Origin of the sequence: Bifidobacterium sp. M0399, from assembly GCF_016100595.1 — a bacterium.
Lineage (GTDB): Bacteria > Actinomycetota > Actinomycetes > Actinomycetales > Bifidobacteriaceae > Bombiscardovia > Bombiscardovia polysaccharolytica.
Window position 1 is genome coordinate 719,789 of the sequence record NZ_JACFSD010000001.1, and the last position, 19,544, is coordinate 739,332.

Here is a 19,544-nt window from a genome sequence, read left to right on the forward strand (position 1 = left end):
CAAGGCCCGTCAGTTACTGTGCGAGGAACCCTGGGCCAAGGATTTCAGCTCTCCATATATCCTATCAACAGACTCGAACATTTGTTCGATAGGCTGTGACCCGTCCACCAGCAGGTCGGCCTGAGCGCGCCGCGCACTGCTGTTGGTCTGTGAGCCAATGCGCTCAACAGCCTGACTCTGAGACATATGCCGCTGATTCACCATGCGCGCAATCCTCACCTGACTGGGGGCTTCCACCAGCAGAATCTTGTCAAAGTGAAACGGTATGGCTGAGCGCACCTCGGTCAGCAGGGGCACCTCATGCACCACCACCTCGGAACCCTCCAGCCAGGGCCGCTCGGCTTTGGCGGCCAGGTCATAGACCAGCGGATGGATGAGGTCGTCCAAATCCTTGCGGTCCCGGTCGGCCGTCGCTCCTCCGAAGACCCGCGCAGCCAAGGCTGACCTGTCCACTCCCCCATGGCCATCCCCGCAGTCTGCTCCGAACCGCTCGAGGACCGGCCCTACCCCAGGTCCGCCCGGAGCGATGACCTCGTGGGAGAGCCTGTCGTAGTCGATGACCCTGGCCCCGTTCCGAGCCAGCCGAGCCGCCACCGTGCTCTTGCCGGCCGCAATCCCCCCGGTCAATCCCACACGTATCATCCAGACCTCCCAGGCAATGCTGATGGCAACACATACAAATGGAGGGACCCGACCGAGGCCGGACCCCTCCATTCACTACTTAATGCTCACTTCTTTTCCTTGAGCAGCTGCTCGCGCAGGGCGGCCAGCTGATCGTCGGAGGCCAAAGTGCCCTCGGAGCTGGACTCCGAGCTGTAGTTGGTGGTCTCCTCAGAGCTCTGACGGTGGGAGTGGGAACCGGCGGCGGGCGCCTGGGAGGACCGGCTGTCCTCGGCGGCCGAAGCCTCGGCGTTCTCCAACTCCTTGGCCACGAAAGCCTTGTGCTGCTCCCAGAGGTCGTGGGCGGCCGCATACTGGGACTCCCACTCCTCCCGCTGCTTCTCGTAGCCGGCGATCCACTCGTTGCTCTCGGGATCGAAACCCTCGGGGTACTTGTAGTTGCCGTCCTCGTCATATTCGGCAGGCATGCCGTAGATGGCCGGGTCGAAGTCCTCGGAAGTCGGGTCGACAGAGTCGTCGGCCTGCTTGAGGGACAGTGAGATGCGGCGGCGATCCAGATCGACGTCAATAACCTTGACGAAGATCTCCTCACCCTGCTTGACCACGGTCTCTGGGTTCTCCACGTGGCGGTTGGCCAGCTCGGAGATGTGAACCAGGCCCTCGATGCCGTCCTCGACGGAAACGAAGACGCCGAACTGCACAATCTTGGTGACTTTGCCCTTGACGATCTGTCCGGGCACATGGGTCCGGGCGAAGCGCTGCCAGGGGTCTTCCTGGGTGGCCTTGAGGGACAGCGAGATACGCTCACGGTCCATATCGACATCCAGCACCTCGACGGTGACCTTGTCGCCCACCTTGACGACCTCGCTGGGGTGATCGATGTGCTTCCAGGAGAGCTCGGAAACGTGGATCAGGCCGTCCACGCCGCCCAAGTCGACAAAGGCGCCGAAGTTGACGATGGAGCTGACCGTGCCCTCGCGGATCTGGCCCTTCTTGAGCTGGGCCATGAAGGTCTCACGCACCTCGGACTGGGTCTCCTCCAGGTACTGGCGGCGGGAGAGGACCACATTGTTGCGGTTCTTGTCCAGCTCCAGGATCTTGGCCTTGATCTTCTGGCCGATGTAGGGAGACAGGTCGCGAACGCGGCGCATCTCGACCAGGGATGCGGGCAGGAAGCCGCGCAGGCCGATGTCGACGATGAGTCCGCCCTTGACGGCCTCGATAACGGTGCCCTCGACGACGCCGTCAGCATCCTTGATCTTCTCGATGTCGCCCCAGGCACGCTCGTACTGGGCGCGCTTCTTGGACAGGATCAGACGGCCTTCCTTGTCCTCCTTGGTGACGACCAGAGCCTCAATGGTGTCACCGACCTGGACCACATCGTCGGGATCGACATCCTTCTTGATGGAAAGCTCGCGGGAGGGAATCACGCCCTCGGTCTTGTAGCCGATGTCCAGCAGAACCTCGTCATGGTCGATCTTAACGACCGTCCCCTCGACCAGATCCCCATCGTCGAAGTTCTTGATGGTGGAATCGACTGCCTTGATGAAGTCTTCCTCGGATCCGATGTCATTGACCGCGACCTGAGGGACTTCCTTGTTATTCTCTGCCATTAATTAAATTGTTTCTTGTATAGTTGGTGGATATTTTTACCGTTATTGAGTTATGCGTTCCCGCCGGCAGGCGTGAACATTCCCCATGATAGGAGACACCGCGGTCATTGTCGCCGGGGAGCCTCGGGCGTGTCGCGCACAGGGATTCCTGCGGCTCGCTCAGCGGAATCGACAACATTGACCAAGAGCATAGCCCGGGTCATGGGCCCCACACCGCCGGGATTTGGCGTATAGGCAGCTGCAGACAGCCTTGCGGCCGGATCGATGTCGCCCTTGATCCGCCAGCGCTTCTCCTGCTGATCCCAAATCCGGGAGACGCCTACATCCACCAGGACGGTACCTTGGCGAACCTGGTCTGGGCCAACCAGCCCGGCTTGACCCACGGCTGCAATGATCACATCAGCCCTGCGCAGATGGGCATCAATATCCTTGGTGCGGGTATGGCAGAGGGTCACGGTGGCATCCACCCCGCGGTTGGTCAGGAGCAGTCCGATGGTGCGACCCACAGTCAATCCTCGGCCCAGCACGCAGACCTCCTTGCCGGCTAGGTCAATCCCGTAATGGTCCAGCAGGTACAGGACCCCCCGCGGGGTGCAGGGCAGAGGGGTCCGCACCCGGCCGTCGGCATGCAGAACCAGCTGGCCCAGATTGTAAGGATGCATGCCGTCGGCGTCCTTGGCCGGATCGATGCGCTCGATGATCTCAGTGGGGTCCACTCCATCGGGCAGGGGCAACTGGACAATGTAGCCGGTGCAGTCAGGATCCTGGTTGAGCTGATCCACTGCAGCTAGAATCCGATCTTTGCCGGCATCGGCGGGCAGATCCACTCGGATGGACCGGATGCCCACCTGGCTGCAGTCCCGGTGCTTGCCCTCCACATACTTGAGCGAACCGGGATCTTCCCCTACCAGGATGGTCCCCAGGCCAGGAATGCGCCCCATGGCCGTCAGCCTAGCCACACGAGCGCGCAGGTCCTCCTTGAGTTCTGCAGCCGCCGCCTTTCCGTCTAGTTTCACTGCCGTCAATACGTCTCCATCATCCAAGCGGGCGCAAACCCTTGTCAAAGTTGTCTGAGCCAGCCTAGCGCAGATTCCTCCCCGACTGGAACCACTGTCCAAGGGCCGGTCCGGGAGGACTTGGCTGACGAAGTTGCGCGCTGTCCCCTTCCCCACCATAATGAGAATCATGCTCAATAAGAGCAGGATCACCAATTTGGATGCCTGTGGGAAGGACGCCATGGATACGGACACGGATAGAACATCCACGCAGGCCTGCATTGTCTTCGACCATGCCGCCATCCGCCGATCCGGGCGGCTGATCTGGTCGGAGGGAACCTTCGCCATTCCATCGGGGACCGTAACCGCCATCGTGGGCACCAACGGCACCGGCAAAACCAGCATGATGCAGGCCGAGCTGGGCTTGCTCCCCCTGGATGCCGGCAGCCTGCAGGTCCTGGGGCAGCCGGCCGGCCAAGCCAACGACCACATCGGCTACGTACCCCAGAGCTATACGTCGGATATCGACTCCAACCTGACGGCTGAGCAGTCCGTACTGCTGGGGCTGACCGGCACCCGCTTCGGCATCCACCCCGTCACCCGGCAGGACCGCGAGCGCGCCAGAAAGGCCATGCGCTTCGTCGGCGTGGAGGACAGGGCCCACCTGCGCCTGTCGCAGCTCTCCGGCGGCCTGCGCCAGCGGGTGGCAATCGCCCAGGCCCTGGTCTGCGATCCTGATCTGCTCATGCTGGACGAGCCCCTGGCCAATCTGGATCTGGCCGGGCAGCGCGCCACCGTCCACCTGCTGGCACAGCTCAACAGCCGTCTGGGCATGACCATCCAAGTGGTGGCCCATGACCTGAACATGCTGCTGCCGGTACTGACCGGGGCGGTCTACCTGCTGGACGGGCACCCCCACTACGCCCGCATGGACGACGTGCTGGACTCGGACCTGCTCACCCACCTCTATGGCACCAAGGTGGAGGTGGTCACCACACCCCAGGGGGACATGTTCGTAGCCCCCGACATGGACGAGCCGATCGGACCCGTCCACAATCGCTACCAACCCAGCCAGGTGGCCCGCCTGCATGGGACGGACCGGGAAAGGACCTCATGACCACACAAGTCTTCGATCCCCATTGGATGGAGATCCTCGCCGCTCCCTTCATGCGCAACGCCATGGTGGCTGGTCTGTGCATCGCTGTGGCCGCCGGAGCCATGGGCTACTTCACCATCGCCAGACACTCCACCTTCGCCGCCCATGCCCTGGCCCACATCGGGTTGCCAGGCGCCACGGGGGCCGTCCTGCTTGGGCTGCCGGTCTCTGCCGGCATGGGCCTGTTCGCCCTGGGCGGGGCGCTGGTCATCGGCGCCCTGGGCAAGCGGGCCTCCCAGAGGGAAATCGCCACGGGCACGGTCCTGGCCTTCGCCACTGGTCTGGGGCTCTTCTTCGCCAGGATGTCCAGTTCGGCCTCCCAGCAGATGCAGGCCATCCTCTTCGGATCCATCCTGACCATCACCCGAGGGCAGGTCATCGGCTTCATAATCTTCGACGCAGCCCTGCTAATCCTGCTGGCTCTGATCTACCGGCCCCTGCTTTTCAGCTCCCTGGACGAGCAGGTGGCCCAGGCTCGCGGCGTGCCTATCGGGCTGATGAACCTAACCTTCATGGCCATCATGGCCGGGGTTATCACCATCGCCGTGCCAGCAGTGGGGACCCTGCTCATCTTCGCTCTGGTCGTCACCCCAGCGGCCACGGCCAACATCCTGGTGGCCTCTCCCTTGAGGGCCATGCTTCTGTCGGGACTGATCTGCCTGGCTTCCATCTGGGGAGGCCTGGTGATTTCGGCCATGGTGCCAGCCCCGCCAAGCTTCATCATCGTGACCCTATCCACCCTCTTTTGGGCTCTGGCCAGGGGATGGGCAGCCCTGCGTGCCTGATGCCAGTCAGCCCACCAGCGCGGTGGCCATGACGGCGATGCCCTCGTTGTGACCAGTAAAACCCATGCCATCAGTAGTGGTGGCGGTCAGCCGAACCGGTGCGCCAACTGCCTGGCTCATGGCCTGCTGCGCCAGGTGACGACGAGAAGAAAGTCTGGGGCGCTGGCCGACGATAACCACGGAAGCATTGAGCAACCTGCGACCGTGCTCATGCAGGCAGGTCATGGTCTTCTCCAACATGGCTACCCCATGCATGCCCGCTCCAGGAGCCTGTGCTCCTAGGCCGAACAAGGTGCCTATATCGCCCAAGTCAGCAGCTGACAGGATGGCATCAATCAGGGCATGGGCAGCTGCATCACCGTCAGAATCGCCCAGCAGTCCAGGGGTTCCATCATTCCAGGACAGGCAGGCCAGCCAGAGGGGGCGTTCACCAGTCGGATCGAAGCGATGGGCATCAAAACCCAGTCCGATGCTTGGATGATCCATGGCCGGCTCCGGCCTCAGCGCTTGCCCTTAGTCTTGCCCTTGCCCTTGGTCTTGGCAGCCTCCTGGGCCACCCGTGCCAGAGTCTTGGAAGCTGGCTCCTTGGGAGACTTGGTATGGTGCTTGTCGTCACCGGGCATGGGCTCCGCATAGCCCAGATTGACGTCCAGCAGACGCTGGGCCTCATCCTCGTCCAGATTCTCGGACAGGGCGATCTCGGAGGTCAGGATCTTGCGGGCCTTGATCAGCATCCGCTTCTCGCCCGCCGACAGCCCGTGCTCGTCCACGTCGCGTTGGGAAAGGTCCCGCACCACCTCGGCGATCTTGTTGACCTCGCCGGTGGCGATCTTCTCTACGTTCAGCTTGTAGCGGCGGGACCAGTTCATCTCCTTCTCCTCGACCACCGGAGTGCGCAGGATCTCGAAGACCTTGGCCACCGCCTTGGCGTCGACGATGTCCCTGACGCCCACCTTGGCCGCGTTCTCGACGGGGACGTTGATGACCAGCCCATCCGAGGAGAGCACGGACAGCTGCAGGTACTTGCGAGTGACACCCTTGACGGTCCGTTCGGTGATGGCATCCACTCTGGCGGCCCCATGACGCGGATAGACGACCATGTCACCGACCTTGTAACCCATATGCCCTCCAGAACGAGTCGAGAAAATACCATATAATAATGCCATTGCGCATGGACTTGCCGACGGGGACTCGACGACGACGCGATTCTCTGCGAGCACACTTCCCCTGGAGACTCTGAAGACTATTCTGGAAGAAACGACGGTGGTGGAACGAATGCCGACAAGGCTCCACCCCGCATGACGAGCATCGTTTTGCGGATCAGTGATCGAAGACAGAGGTAGGCATGATCAAAAACACAAGCCGCTACACTACACCCAGCACCATCCTGGTGGTTGAGGACGAACCCACCCTGGCCACCGCCATCGCCCAGCGCATCACCGCCGAAGGGTGGACGGCACGGGTGGCCTCGGACGGTGCCAGCGCCGTGCAGGCCGCATCCCAGATCAAACCCGACCTGGTCATCATGGATATCATGCTGCCCGTCATGGACGGACTGGAGGCCACCAAGAGGATCGTGGCCGAGCGGCCGGTGCCGGTGCTGATTCTGACCGCCCGGGACGATGAGGCCGACAAGGTGACCGGTCTGGGCGCCGGTGCCGACGACTATATGACCAAGCCCTTCTCCATGCGCGAGCTGATCGCCCGCTGCAAGGCCCTCCTGCGCCGGGTGGAGCGGGCCAAGGTCATCGCCAAGAACTCCGAGAACGAGAAGGTGCTGGATTTTGGATCCCTGGTCATCGACCCGGCCCAGCGCATCGTGACCCTACGCGGGGAGCAGATCCATCTGACCCCCACCGAATTCGACCTGCTGGCCACGCTGGCCCGCCGACCCAAGTCCGTACTCACCCGCGAGAAGCTGCTGGAGGAGGTCTGGGACTGGGTGGATGCCTCGGGCACCAGGACGGTGGATTCCCACGTCAAGGCCCTGCGTCACAAGCTGGGCTCGCAGATGATCCGCACCGTGCATGGAGTGGGCTACGCCTTCGAGCCGCCCGAGGATCAGGACCAGGACCAGCGGTAACGGCCGCGGATGCACACCATGAGCAAGGACGGCAGGAGCCGGCGCAAGGGACCCAGTCTGAGTGCACGGGTGGACCGCGAACGGCCCATCGGATCCTTCGCCTCATTGAAGGTGGAGCTGAGCGTTCTGATCATCATCTCCACAGCCATCGCCTTCGTCATGGCCTGGTTCCTGCTGAAGATGGGCTGGAGCGGCTGGATTGCCATGCCGCTGACCCTGGTGGTGGCCTTGGGAATCACCTATTTCTTCTCCCGAGGACTCACCGCCCCCCTGCGGCAGATGCGGGATGCTGCCGAGGCCATGGCCGACGGGGACTACACGGTCCGGGTCCACGCCACCACGACCAGCCATGACGAGGTGGGGCTCCTGGCCCAGTCCTTCAACGAGATGGCCGAGGAGCTCCAGCACGCCGACCAGATGCGCCGGGACATGGTGGCCAATGTCAGTCACGAGCTGCGTACCCCGGTCTCGGCCCTGCAGGCCATGGTGGAGAACATGGCGGACGGGGTGACCGAGCCCACACCAGCCAACCTGGAGGGAATTCTGGAGCAGACCCATCGTCTGTCCGACCTGATCGCCTTCCTGTTGGACCTGTCGAGGATGGAGGCCGGGGCCGCCAGCCTGCAGATCGAGGACTTCGACTTCGGGGACTTCATCGACGAGACCCTTCAGCCCCTAGCCATAGCCGATGCCGGGCACGCCCACGACATCCAGGTGGACCTGGAGAAGGGCCTGAGAATGGAGGGCGACCAGGACCGGCTGCGCCAGCTCTTCACCAACGTCATCAGCAACGCCCTGAAGCACTCGGCCGACGGCACCACGGTGCTGATCCAAGCCCACGAGGACCGGCAGCAGGAGACCATAGTCACCAACGTGGTCAACTTCGGCTCGCAGATACCTCCCGAGGCCCGTACCGATATCTTCCGGCGTTTCGTCAAAGGCAAGGCCGGGCCGGGCACGGAGTCGGGCGGCACCGGGCTGGGACTGTCCATCGCGCGCTGGGCGGCCCAGCTGCATGGAGGTCAGGTGCAGGTGGTGGACGATCCGCGCGGAGCGGACTTCGAGATCACCCTGCCCAGATATCACCGCGACCTCGACGAGGACGCGGACGAGGAGGGCGTGGGCCGTTCCGACTGATCCGACGCGCCGCATTGACTGGGAGGCGGACTTCGACTCATAATGAAATCGAACATTTGTTCGAATGTCATCGAGTTTGAGGTGTGCCATGGTCGCTACCATCCATGGGTCGCCAGAGGCGGCCCCTGCTTCTCTGCCGGAGTGCCGGGTCGATGCCCTGAGCCTCTTCCGAAGGCGCCCCAGTCCCGTTCCCCAGGCCTTGGAGGCCGTCCACGCCGGCTTTCCCTCAGTCGCTCAGGACTACTTCAGCGGCGACTTCAGCTTCGATCAGAACGTCATCGTCCACCCCGACGCCACCTTCATCATCCATGTGGCAGGCGATTCCATGACCGGCGCCGGCATCTTCGATGGGGATCTGCTGGTGGTCGACCGTTCCCTAGAGCCACGTGAGGGGGACATCGTCATCGCCATCCTGGACGACGAGCTGCTGGTCAAGCGGCTGGCCAGGTACAAGGGACGGACCATGTTGCGGGCCGAGAACCCCGCCTACCCCGACTTCATGCCCCAGGAGGGCGAGGAACTGGTCATCTGGGGGGTGGTCATCGGCAACTACCACTGGCAGCGGGTAGATACCAAGGGCGAATCCCGGAGCGGCTCTCCCCTGCCTCAGGTCACCTATCCCGGACACACCCTGCATGAACGCAGGCGTACGGGAAGCCAGGGCCGAAAACCCACCTATCCTTCCACGGGCTGGGGGTCGGCATGAGCGCGCCAAAACCGGCCGATCCTGCACCCGGGACCGCTCTGACAGGCCGAGTAGTCCTGGCTGATGCCAATTCTTTCTTTGCCTCCTGCGAGGCCGTCTTCAACCCTTCCCTGGCTGACCGCCCGGTGGTCGTGCTGTCCAACAATGACGGCTGCGTAGTGGCCCGCAACCGCCCGGCCAAGGCCCTGGGCATCACCAACGGCACACCCTGGTTCACCATTCGTGAACGGGCCCTGCAGGACGGGGTGGTAGCCCGCAGTTCCAACTATGAGCTCTACGCCAGCCTCTCCCGGCGCATGATGGCCATCATGGCCCATTTCCTGCCCAACCAGGAGGTCTATTCCATCGACGAGTGCTTCATGGACAGCATCTGGAACGACAAGCGCACTGTCGAGATCTGCCGGGAGCTGCGTGCCGCAGTCCTGCGGTCCACCGGCATTCCCGTCAGCGTGGGGGTGGCGCCTACCAAGACCCTGGCCAAGGTGGCCAACCACTGGGCCAAGGACCATCCCTCGACCGAGGGAATCACCCTCTGGAGCCAGGTGGAAGCCCAGTATGGCGACCAGGCTCTGGCATCAGTGCCCGTCGACCAGGTTTGGGGGGTGGGCCGACGGCTGACAGGCAGGCTCATGGGCATGGGCATCACCACCGCTCTGGATCTGCGCGATGCCGATCCCTCGCTGATCCGTCACCGGTTCTCCGTCATGCTGCAACGCACTGTCCTGGAATTGAGGGGACGGCCCTGCATCGAACCCGAGGCGGATGCCGCCAGGGGTGTGCGCACCGATCAGATTCTGTGCTCGCGCATGTTCTCCCACCCTATCGAGGGCTACACCACTCTGGCCCAGGCGCTGAGCATCTATGCCCAGAAGGCCTGCCGCCGTCTGCGTCGACAGCACGGCCTGTGCGGCAAGGTGCGGGTCTTCTGCTCCACCAGTCCCTATGCGCCCCAGCAGTTCTGCGCAGTCGGCCGGACTGTCGTCCTGGAGGATCCCAGCGACGACCCCCTGGTCATCGCCGGCGCAGCCAGCCGGGCGCTCAAGGGTCGAGTGGATCCGCACGCCCGCTGGATCCGAGCCGGGGTGGTTCTGTTGGACCTGACTGATGCCGACCACTTCCACACCCTGGAAGGCCTGGACGCAGCCCGGGACACCCATGGTCTGGGGGATGTCCTAGAGGATGCCACCCGTCGTTTCGGCCCCTTCCGGGTAGGCGTAGGCTACGGAGGCATCCGCGGCAAGGGCCGAGGCGACGAAGATACAGGGGCCGACTGGGCCATGAACCGGGGCATGCTCTCCCCCCGGTCCACCACCCGCTGGGATGAGATGGCCGTGGTCCAGGCCCGCTAGAGATCCTCATGGCCTGGAGAAACGGCCGCTAGAGCTAAGGCAGCCAACGGCAGGGCACCTGCGGTTTCCAGGGCACAAGCGCACTGGCGGATGGTGGATCCTGTGGTGATGATGTCGTCCACCACCAGGACGGGATGGCCAGCCAGGCGTGGGGGATCCGCAATTGCGATCCGGTCCGCCAGCCGACGTGAACGGTTCCGACGGCCGCCCGCCTGGACGGACTTGGTTCTGACGGAGTTCATGATCAGCGCCGGTTCCACACGGGCAGTCAGGCCCTGCTGCTGCAGGGCCTGGACCAGAGACAGAAGGATCGGTTGAAGATGAACCCTCCCCCGCCTGCGCAGGGATGCGGACGAGGATGGAGCGGGAACCACCAGGATCGCCTTCGCAGGCTTGGACCGGAGCAGAGGATCGATCAGTCTGGCCAGGACTGGAGCAAGATCGGCCATGACCTGGCCCAAGGGTGCGTCCAAGGGCCGGTTGTCGTGATCCTTCCAAGCTAGAATGATCCGCCTGACAGGTCCTCGATATGGAGCACAGGCCAGAGCCAGGCCCATGGCATAGGCGGGCGCAGGCACCGACAGGGGCCGGAAGAGCAGGGATCTGCAAGTGGGGCATAGCAGAAGATCGGGGCGATCACAGCCGGCGCAGGATCGAGGAGCCAGCAAGTCCAGCGCCGAGCTAGCCAAGGCTGAGGCGACAGTACAAGCGGCCTGTCGGAACCGGCCGGATGCCAATGAAAGGTTGCACATAACGCCTAGTCAACCCTCAAACATTGAGGATAGGAAAGCAGGACAGAGCCATGTGCATGAACAGACCATCCGTTCACAGGATTGTCTGCGGACAGGTTCAGCAGCTTCAGGCCAGATCTGCCTCCAGGGCCCGGATCAGGTCCAGGGCATCGGCCGGATTATGCACACGCAGAGCCATGGCCCCGGCCATAGCAGCTGGATAATCGTTGCCGTCCGGATCCATCCGGTCGCCCACGAAGGCGATCTGACCGACATCCACGCCCAGTATCTTGGCCAGGGAGGTCATAGCATAGGCCTTGTCGATGCCCTTGGCTGAGATGTCCACGCTGGTGGAGCCGCCGGATCGCACCTGCAGGTGGGGCAGGTCTGCGGCCACGGCCCGGGCTAGGGCATCCTTGCGGCTGTTGTCCGGATCCCAGGCCTCCTTGGCTTGGACGGGGGCCTGCTGACCCAGGGCGGAGAAGGTTATCTGGCTGCCGCGATCCTCGATGCGCGGCCCCCAGACCTGCTCCTCCCAGTCTCCCAGCTGCTTGGCCCTGCGCTCCAGGCTGGCCTCGGCTGCCTGCCGGTCCTGGGTGCTCAGATCGTGGGCATAAACGCAATCCCAGTTCCCATCTTGCCAGCGGTAGTAGCGGGTGCCGCTGGTGGGCATCAGATGCAGCTGATTGAAACAGGTATCCTCAGGCAGGGCATCCAACACCTGGTCGCGGAACTGGCTGAACCGCCCGCCAGAGACGATGGCCACGGGCCGGAACCGGGTGAGGGCAGCGAAATGGACAGCCATGGTCTGGTCCATGCGGGTCTTGGACAGCGCCAGGGTGTTGTCCAGATCGAAGGCCAGCACCCGTGCCCGTGCGCAGATGGACCTTATGTCTTGGCTGCCCCACCAGGCCACGTTCACCGCACCATCCTCCGCCATGATTGCTCCCATCCGCTTGTCGATCATCGCTCCATGCTACAAGACACCCTGAATCGAAAAATGCCTCCGGGTTGGGGGCTATGGTGAGTGTCATGATCAACGATCAGCCGCCTTGGTCCCGTAGCGTCTACAGGGACAGTCATGGCCGGGGGATTCGTCGGCCCACCTTCGGCACCCGCCTGCCCCGCTATCGCACCAGATGCGGGATCTTCGACGATCTGACCGCAGCCCAGATTCGGCGGTTGGGCTCCGGCTGGCCACAACTGGTCAAGCCCGTCCAATTCGCGGTCGAGGATGTACCGCCCTCCGACCCCACCCCATGGGAGGACCAGTCAGACCTCTTCTCACGCAGTTTTCCGGCAGGCCGCGGCATCCCCGCCAGGATCGTTCTCTACCGAATGCCCATCCAGAGCAAGACCCGAGACCGCACGGAGCTGGAGCTGATCATCCGCGACGAGCTTGTCCTGCAGCTGGCTGACCTGTACGGGCGTGACCCCGAAGAGATCGACCCCATGTGGGGACGCTGAGGGCCGAATCTTAGGGCAGGACAGTGGAGTCTGGGCCGGAGCGGATCACGGTAGTCGTGGGCATGAGCCCGTCAGGAGTCATGATCGCCAGACCAGCCAAGCCAGCCTGTTTGACCGCGTCCACACTCAGGCGTGCGTTCCAGATCAACCGGGAGGAGCCATGCTCGGAAGCCTCATTCAGCCGCACGGCGGCCACATGGTCGCCCAAATCGTGGGTTGAAAGCTCATGGGCACGACCTGCTTCTATGGTCAGCGAGCGCTCCCCCAGCTTGTTGCCCTTCTCGTCGAATCCAACCAGTTCGGCCTTGATCTGATTCGTCGATGGATTGACCAGCGTCAGCGCGGCCTGGGCAGGCTGGGATATAGTCAGGGCCGAGGAGGCAGCAGCAGTCCCCGCGGGAATCAGAGCCAGGTCGGACTGTGACTGGTCCTGGCTGCCCTGGCCTGTCACCTGCAGGACTGCACGGACGGGCCGGTCGGCATGCACCTGCAGAGCCAGCTTGCCATCGGGCACACCACCCAGATTCACCGCCGTGGCATGAGAGCCCCGCAGATCCACCCGCCGCAAGGATTGCTGACCGCCTTCATCCACCCAGAACAGGTCCACCGCCGTGGCATGGGATCCCTGTAGAAGCAGAGTGGCCTGGTCAGCCCCGCGCAGGCCGGGAATGACCAGATCACGGCCGGGAGCCGCCAATGTAGTCATCTGATCAGACCCGCGTGGATTAAGTCCGGCCATAACATTGACGGAGACCGACATGGCTACCGGAGCCTGTGAGCTGCGAGCCCGGACGTAGATGGCCTGCTGACCAGGAGCCGCCGCAGACAGATCATATGAGGCATGGCCGCCAGGAGCCACGGTCATGGTCTTGCTTGTCTCCAGGGGCAGCCTACCTGAGGAGTGCGAACCCTGGACCTCGAGACTGATCACCGTGGCCTTGGATGACGGGTTGTAGACCACCAACCGCTGGGTATTCCCTCTGCTGGTGGCGGGCAACAGGAAGTCGGCATCCATGACGGCCCGGGGGCAAGCCAACGCCTGGATTCCTCTAAGATCACCCTTTGTGGCCCAGGAGACCATACCGGCAGCAGCCCCCGTACCCGGCTGGGACTTGAGCATCCGGGAATCGAAGGCAGTGGCCGAAGCGCCGGGGTCGAGCGAAGCGGCCATGACTTTCTGCCCGTCCAAGAGATCGGGATCAGTCAACGTGGTGTGTCGCCCACTTCCCATTGGGGTCAGGCTGGAACTGCCAATGGATCCGAAGGCGGCGGCCGTGACGCGGGAGCTCAGATCGCCCTCCGATGCCTTGAACTGGTCATCACCGACCTTATCCTCGTCCGCTACCGTCATTCGAGCCGGGCAGTAGGCCGCTGCCTCTCGCTGACTGACCCGGCTGGAAACGGCTGTAGATCCTCGGGCACCATCAGCCAATGAGGCTGGAGGTGCCCAGATCAGCAGAACGGCAATCAGGACCGCCACCAGGGGCGCCGTGACCAGAGCGGCCACCAGGGATCCCTTGCTTCGTGCACTCATAGCTGCTCCCCTCCAAAGTAGCCCGGACGCGGCAGAGCCACCAGGCAGTATCCCAGCAGGACCAGGCCCAGGGTCCACAGCCAGACCCGCCTCCAAGTGCTGGCCTCTGCTCGTGTGACACCAGTCATGTCAACGCCCACGTCCTTGCCGGACTGTGAGTTCAAACGGAAATAGGTTCCCTGTGCATTGGCCACCACTTGCTGGGCACCATCGCTGGCGGTGATGTTGGACACCAGGTCATCGTTGGGCGTGGACCCCAAACCAGCTGATCCGGAACGATCGACTGGCACATAGATACCGCCGAAACCCAGGTCAGTCACCGCAGCTACGGCTTTTGAGTCAGCTTTGGCCATCAGAGCAGCTGCTGAATGCGAGAGGACATCCTCGCCTGCCAGCTGAATGCCATTCACCCTCTGGACGCGCAGGGCAGGTGAGGCATCAATTAGCTCTCCTCGTGAGGTGTGCAGACCGGTGTAGGCCACGCGACCATGGGAGGGCGATGTCAGCACCAGCACCCGATGGGATGGATTCTTCTCCAGGTAGTCCACCGCCACAGCCGGAAGCTGTCGGCCGTCAGCCGATAAGGGGCCGCCGACAGGCACCGCGAGACCGTTCACTGCTACACCCACAGTGACTAGGCCCAGGACCAGGACCAGCAAGAGCCTGAAAACACGTCCGCCACCGTTGATTGGAATTGCAGAGGTTGAAGAGGATTGCGCAGGAGGCAGGGGCGGACGATCGGCATCGTTGGCAGGGGCCGAATCATGCCCGGGAGCAAGAGGCGAGAAGGGGCGTACAGCCCTGCCAGCCAGCAGACCCAGGCAGGCCAGAAGACCCATGAATGCCATCATCATGCCGGGCAGGACTGAACCAGCCACTGGACCGGTCTCATCCAGGCCAGTGCAGACCGCCTGCGAGACCAGCGCCAGAACCAGGCCCAACAGGACCGTGATCCAAAGAATCCTGGCCGCCTTGAGCACCCGAGGCACAATCAAGGTAACAAAGGCCAGGAGGACCACCGCCAGCAGACAGCAGGCCAGCGTGGCAGGACGCCAGAGTTCAGGTCGCCACCTGGTGGGCCATAGGGCCGAAGCATCCAGGCCCAACAGGCGGGCCAGCAGTTCCCCCAGGCTCCCGGTTCGAGGCTGACCGGTCAGATCCACCGAGGGCACCATCAGATCTGCGAAAAGTTGCCTCCAAAGCCCGTCCTTGGCATGATGCAGGGAGTTGACCAGGGTTGGCGCCAGGGCCAGCACCGAAGGCAGGGGCATCAGCAACAGCATTATCCGATGGGATGACACCAGGCAGATTGCCATGATGAAGAGCGGAATCATGGCCAATATGAGCTGAGGTTCGGCTACCAGGACCGGCAGGAAGCAGATGGAGGCCAGAGCCGCCTGCTGCACCGAAGCCTTGGGGTGCACGGGAGCCTCGGTCTGATACAGCCCCACGGCCTTGAAAACGAAGGCAAAGGCGGCAGGCATGAAGGCCATGACCGTCAGCATGGGCAACTGCAGACCATCCACTATGCCCAGGGCGAATGCCAGACAAGTCCAGAGCAGCCCCAGCAGGAAGCGGATGGGATTGGACCTGGTGACCACGCCGGCCAGGGCCCAGAAAGACAGAGCGGCCAGTCCCGTTTCAGCCAGGAGCATCAAGGCCATGGCCTGGGCCACATGACCGCCAGTCAACAGGGCGAAGGGCAGGAGCACCAGGAGGAAGGGGGCAGGAACTGCAGGCTGTCCCACGCCCCCGGCCCAGGACCAGGAGGTGGTGGCCGCCGCCAGCAGGCGGGACCAGTCGGCTCCTGACGAGGGCAGGAAGGGCGCGTGGATGGCACCTCCTGAGAAAATGGCTCGGCAGAGTGGCCAGTGAGTGGCCACCAGAGCCACCAAGACTGCTATGGTCATCCCCGATGCCCAGGCCAGGCGACGCAGGAACTGCTGGCGCAAATGAGCCAGGGCCAGGTGGCTGAGCATGGGATGTTCCTGCTGATCACGGAAAGCTTGCCTGCGCTGCCGCCACTGCCGGATCTGCTGACTGTTGGCCTGAAGAATGTTCAATCGGCGTGGACTACCATGGCAGGCGGAAGTCAGACGGCGACGCATGGTCAGCAAGGCCGCAGGACGGGTCAGAATCCGCCAGGGCGCACACAGACGGCACAGGGCCCTGTAGGGCCGTTTGCCGATGAGATCAAGGGCCATGAGCCACAGTGCCACCAGAACTCGCCAGAGCCAGACCAGCGGCCACCAGGGCAAGGCAAAGTCAGTCAGCAGGTAACGCTCCCGAGCCAGTATGGGCCCCATAGAGGCATCCAAGGGACGGTCGGGCTGCACCGGCCGCCCATTCCGGTCGCGCAATCCGCTCATCCGTGCGCTGGCATGGGCCATCCGGACACTGGGCACCACTACCACGCGCCCCCCTGACAGGCAGATGCGGCGGCAAAGGTCGTCGGCTTGGCCGAAAGTTCCAGCCCAGGCACCTGGTCCACCCAGATCCTTCATAGTCTGCATGGGCACCAGGGCACCAGCCAGACTCACCGCGAAAACATCCTGGCGTGCGTCATACTGCTCCTGGTCGGGCTCGCTGTCCACTACCAGGCTCACCGTTCGGTGATGGTAGGCATACCGACCCACATCCCGCAGTCCCTCGCCCTGCCAGTCATACTGCTTGGCGCCCAACAGGGAAGCAGTGGGATTGCTGTGCCAGGTGTCCACCAGCCTGTCTAGGCAATGCTCATCCATCGGACGGCAGTCGTCGTGCAGAAGCCAAAGGGCACGGATTCGACCAGGCAGACGGGCATAGCCAAGTGCCTTGTCCACGGCATCGCCGAAGGAAGAGGCGCCTTTGGCGCGAACCACCTGCACTTCCACCCGCGCTGGCCCGTCCACCGGGAACTGCGCATAGAGAGGCTCCACAGTGACCCCCGAGCAGTCCGCGATAACTATGACCCTAGGCAAGAGGCTCTGTCGCAAGAGGGCACGCAGGGTATCAGACAGGTAAGTCAGGTCATGCTCGACCGTGATCACCGCCGCCACGGCATCCTCCACATGAGGGCTGGCAGCAGGCGAACATGCGTTCATAACTGCAGAGAGGACCTGCCGGACATCCTGGGCTTGAGGCGCGACGAAACTCATGCGTTCCAGTCTACGCAATCGAGGTCACCGGATGCCTCGCTCGGGCACCTGCGGCGATTCAGACCTGATGCTGCGCGCGCATCCTCTTCTTGTAACGGCGGCGCTCCCGTTCACTCATGCCGCCCCAGATGCCAAAGCGTTCGTCGTGTTCGACCGCCCAGTCCAAGCACTGCTTTCGGACGGTGCAGTCGGCGCAGACCCGCTTGGCTTCCTGAGTGGAGCCTCCCTTGCCTGGGAAGAATGCTTCCGGGTCTGTCTGTGCACAGAGCGCCTCGCTCCGCCAGGATGGTCCGATGTTGACCTCGAACCATTGCATCAGCGGCGTCAGCCTGTTTTTAGTTGTACTGCTGTATCGAGTGTCTATAAAACCACTCATAGCGACCCCCCAGTCCCTAGTGTGTTTACACACTTTTATTACAGCCGCTACGGAGGTCTTCTGTCAACCCCTACATGCCTGCAAGCGCAACTGAGCAACACGTAGAGGAGGCCATATCGCCCGAAGAGGAGCTGCGGATGAGGGTCAGACTATACTATGACTGGTTCAAGCACGCTTTACCGTCATCCCGGTTCTTCCCGCCGGAATGACCCCTACAGCGACAGCCGATGAGGAAGGCATAACCATTGACGTCCCCAACCAGAAAGATGGGTCTGCCCAACATCAAGGCGGGCAGGAACGGCAAGCCCCAGCACAGCGGTGGGTTTCGCAACAGCCACCGTCTGCGCACGGGCATCTGTCTGGCCCTTACCTTCATTCTTTGTTTCGTAGCCTCGACAGTGGCGGCCTTCTGGACCGACATCAACGGTCACATGCACGTGCTGGAGCCCGTCACCCTTGCTCAAAGCAACAAGGCCCCGGAAGACATCTACAAAGGCAAAACCCTGAACGTCCTGGTCCTGGGACAGGACACCCGGGACGGCAAGGGCAATGCCGATGTGGGCGGCAGCGGCGACGGCCTAGAGGAGAATCACCAGTCGGACACGGCCATGGTGGTCCAGATCGCCGCAGACCGTTCCTACGTGAATGTGGTCTCCATTCCCAGGGACTCCATCGTGAACGCCCCGGCCTGCACCACCAGCAAGGGGGAAACCATTCCGGCCCGCCGCCAGGTCATGTTCAACTCCATCTTCGCCGAAGGCTACAGCCAGGGCGGCGATGTGAATTCGGCCGCCAGCTGCTCTCTGGCTGCGGTCCGCTCACTGACCGGCTTGGACATTCAACAGTTTGCGGTGGCTGACTTCAACGGTTTCAAGTCCATCATCGACGCCCTGGGCGGGGTCGACGTGTGCATCCCCAAGGATACCTGGGACGGCTATACCGGCATCAACCTGAAGCGCGGCCTGCGGCATCTGGACGGAACCCAAGCCACCGAGTACGCTCGCATGCGCCATGGAACCGCCGCCGACGGGTCGGACATTATGCGCACCACCCGCCAGCAGTATCTGATCAAGAGTCTGGTCAACGAAGCCAAGACCGTCAATATCTATTCCGACCTGCCCAAGGCCTACCGTCTGGCCACCACCTCCATGTCCACCCTGCAGCTGAGCGAGGGCCTGGGCAACTTCCAGACCCTGCTGGGTCTGGGCAATTCGCTCAAGCACATAGACACCAAACATATCTACGCCCGTACCATACCTGTCGAGGAATGGTCCCAGGACAATTACCGAGTGGTATGGACGGATGAGGCCGACACTATCTGGCAACTGCTCCGAGAAGGGAAGCCTTTGACCCAGGCCAATGAGGCTGCAAAGTCAGCATCTTCATCAGACAAGCAGGCCAGTAATGATCAGGATGCCCAGAGTGTCCAAAACACACAGGGTGCTACTCAGACAGCGGGCAACGGCTCTGACACAGAGGACGGCACCCAATCCCCATCTGCGTCCGCCGCTGCTCCACCCAAGCCCAGTCCCCGCACTGGACTGATCACCATGCCTGACAAGACCCTGATAGATCCGAACACGGGCGGAATCGTCGATCCGGACGACGGAACCATCAGGGATGCAAACACCGGACAGTACATCGGTATGGCGGACCGCTACCTGTTCGCTACGGTCTGTGCGGTTCCGGCGCAGAGATAGCCGATTAAGCCGCTGGGTCGTTCAAGCATGCTATTGCTTACCTAGTCGGTCAAAGCTACGGAGGTTAAGGGTATGCGGACTGGATCAGACCAAGGCGGACAGGGACAGGAGCCTCCTAGCTTCATGCCCTCCGGTCATCATCGCCCGGCGGCCG

General features: G+C 62.9%; 18 protein-coding genes. 8 read left to right on the forward strand and 10 right to left on the reverse strand.

Going from position 1 to position 19,544, the window contains the following annotated elements:
- Positions 1-9: 9 nt before the first annotated feature.
- The 3 genes from coaE to H3V09_RS02925 all read right to left on the reverse strand — a co-directional run bounded on the left by coaE (position 10) and on the right by H3V09_RS02925 (position 3,259).
- Positions 10-642: a dephospho-CoA kinase gene (coaE, locus tag H3V09_RS02915; protein WP_198190877.1), complete on the reverse strand. Its 633-nt coding sequence runs from the start codon at positions 640-642 to the stop codon at positions 10-12.
- A gap of 86 nt (positions 643-728) precedes the next feature.
- On the reverse strand, positions 729-2,234 hold the full coding sequence (rpsA, locus tag H3V09_RS02920; protein WP_046323014.1) for a 30S ribosomal protein S1: 1,506 nt from the start codon (positions 2,232-2,234) through the stop codon (positions 729-731).
- A 104-nt stretch (positions 2,235-2,338) separates the two neighbouring features.
- On the reverse strand, positions 2,339-3,259 hold the full coding sequence (locus H3V09_RS02925; RefSeq protein ID WP_198190878.1) for a bifunctional methylenetetrahydrofolate dehydrogenase/methenyltetrahydrofolate cyclohydrolase: 921 nt from the start codon (positions 3,257-3,259) through the stop codon (positions 2,339-2,341).
- A gap of 211 nt (positions 3,260-3,470) precedes the next feature.
- Between H3V09_RS02925 and H3V09_RS02930 the strand changes: the two genes are divergently transcribed.
- The gene (locus tag H3V09_RS02930; protein ID WP_121913132.1) at positions 3,471-4,346 is read left to right on the forward strand and encodes an ABC transporter ATP-binding protein; all 876 of its coding nucleotides are present in this window, start codon (positions 3,471-3,473) and stop codon (positions 4,344-4,346) included.
- The gene (locus tag H3V09_RS02935) at positions 4,343-5,170 is read left to right on the forward strand and encodes a metal ABC transporter permease (protein WP_046323016.1); all 828 of its coding nucleotides are present in this window, start codon (positions 4,343-4,345) and stop codon (positions 5,168-5,170) included. The genes H3V09_RS02930 and H3V09_RS02935 overlap by 4 nt, the downstream gene beginning before the upstream one ends.
- Positions 5,171-5,176: 6 nt before the next feature.
- Here H3V09_RS02935 and H3V09_RS02940 read toward each other — a convergent pair whose 3' ends face one another.
- Positions 5,177-5,656, reverse strand: a complete 480-nt coding sequence (locus tag H3V09_RS02940; RefSeq protein ID WP_046323017.1) for a 2-C-methyl-D-erythritol 2,4-cyclodiphosphate synthase — start codon at positions 5,654-5,656, stop codon at positions 5,177-5,179.
- A gap of 14 nt (positions 5,657-5,670) precedes the next feature.
- Positions 5,671-6,291: a CarD family transcriptional regulator gene (locus H3V09_RS02945; RefSeq protein ID WP_046323018.1), complete on the reverse strand. Its 621-nt coding sequence runs from the start codon at positions 6,289-6,291 to the stop codon at positions 5,671-5,673.
- 224 nt (positions 6,292-6,515) lie between these two features.
- On the opposite strand from H3V09_RS02945, the gene H3V09_RS02950 reads away from it, so the two are divergent.
- The 4 genes from H3V09_RS02950 (at position 6,516) to H3V09_RS02965 (ending at position 10,445) form a co-directional block, all read left to right on the forward strand.
- Complete coding sequence (locus tag H3V09_RS02950) at positions 6,516-7,253, forward strand: response regulator transcription factor (RefSeq protein ID WP_046323019.1); 738 nt, start codon at positions 6,516-6,518, stop codon at positions 7,251-7,253.
- An 18-nt stretch (positions 7,254-7,271) separates the two neighbouring features.
- Complete coding sequence (locus H3V09_RS02955) at positions 7,272-8,390, forward strand: sensor histidine kinase (RefSeq protein WP_198191125.1); 1,119 nt, start codon at positions 7,272-7,274, stop codon at positions 8,388-8,390.
- A gap of 88 nt (positions 8,391-8,478) precedes the next feature.
- Entirely contained in the window at positions 8,479-9,096 is a 618-nt protein-coding gene (locus H3V09_RS02960) for a LexA family protein (protein WP_198190879.1), read from the forward strand.
- A complete protein-coding gene (locus H3V09_RS02965; protein WP_198190880.1) occupies positions 9,093-10,445 on the forward strand; it encodes a Y-family DNA polymerase in 1,353 nt (450 codons plus the stop codon). The genes H3V09_RS02960 and H3V09_RS02965 overlap by 4 nt, the downstream gene beginning before the upstream one ends.
- Here H3V09_RS02965 and H3V09_RS02970 read toward each other — a convergent pair.
- Positions 10,442-11,197, reverse strand: coding sequence for a ComF family protein (locus tag H3V09_RS02970; RefSeq protein ID WP_052733326.1), 756 nt, complete (start codon positions 11,195-11,197; stop codon positions 10,442-10,444). The two genes, H3V09_RS02965 and H3V09_RS02970, sit on opposite strands and share 4 nt — an antisense overlap.
- A gap of 106 nt (positions 11,198-11,303) precedes the next feature.
- Positions 11,304-12,143 carry an HAD-IIB family hydrolase gene (locus tag H3V09_RS02975; protein ID WP_415873493.1) on the reverse strand — a complete coding sequence of 280 codons (840 nt, stop codon included), beginning with the start codon at positions 12,141-12,143 and terminating at the stop codon, positions 11,304-11,306.
- A gap of 65 nt (positions 12,144-12,208) precedes the next feature.
- Here H3V09_RS02975 and H3V09_RS02980 point away from each other — a divergent pair, with 65 nt between their 5' ends.
- Entirely contained in the window at positions 12,209-12,643 is a 435-nt protein-coding gene (locus H3V09_RS02980) for a metallopeptidase family protein (protein ID WP_198190881.1), read from the forward strand.
- Positions 12,644-12,653: 10 nt separating this feature from the next.
- Here the strand turns inward: H3V09_RS02980 and H3V09_RS02985 are convergent, their stop codons facing one another.
- The 3 genes from H3V09_RS02985 to H3V09_RS02995 all read right to left on the reverse strand — a co-directional run bounded on the left by H3V09_RS02985 (position 12,654) and on the right by H3V09_RS02995 (position 17,630).
- Positions 12,654-14,177: a DUF5719 family protein gene (locus H3V09_RS02985; RefSeq protein ID WP_198190882.1), complete on the reverse strand. Its 1,524-nt coding sequence runs from the start codon at positions 14,175-14,177 to the stop codon at positions 12,654-12,656.
- Positions 14,174-17,260 (reverse strand): glycosyltransferase family 2 protein, encoded by a 3,087-nt coding sequence (locus H3V09_RS02990; protein ID WP_198190883.1) that lies wholly within the window; start codon positions 17,258-17,260, stop codon positions 14,174-14,176. The genes H3V09_RS02985 and H3V09_RS02990 overlap by 4 nt, the downstream gene beginning before the upstream one ends.
- Before the next feature lie 112 nt (positions 17,261-17,372).
- On the reverse strand, positions 17,373-17,630 hold the full coding sequence (locus H3V09_RS02995; RefSeq protein ID WP_046323023.1) for a WhiB family transcriptional regulator: 258 nt from the start codon (positions 17,628-17,630) through the stop codon (positions 17,373-17,375).
- 305 nt (positions 17,631-17,935) lie between these two features.
- Here H3V09_RS02995 and H3V09_RS03000 point away from each other — a divergent pair, with 305 nt between their 5' ends.
- Positions 17,936-19,390: an LCP family protein gene (locus tag H3V09_RS03000; RefSeq protein ID WP_198190884.1), complete on the forward strand. Its 1,455-nt coding sequence runs from the start codon at positions 17,936-17,938 to the stop codon at positions 19,388-19,390.
- The last annotated feature ends 154 nt before the right edge of the window (positions 19,391-19,544 follow it).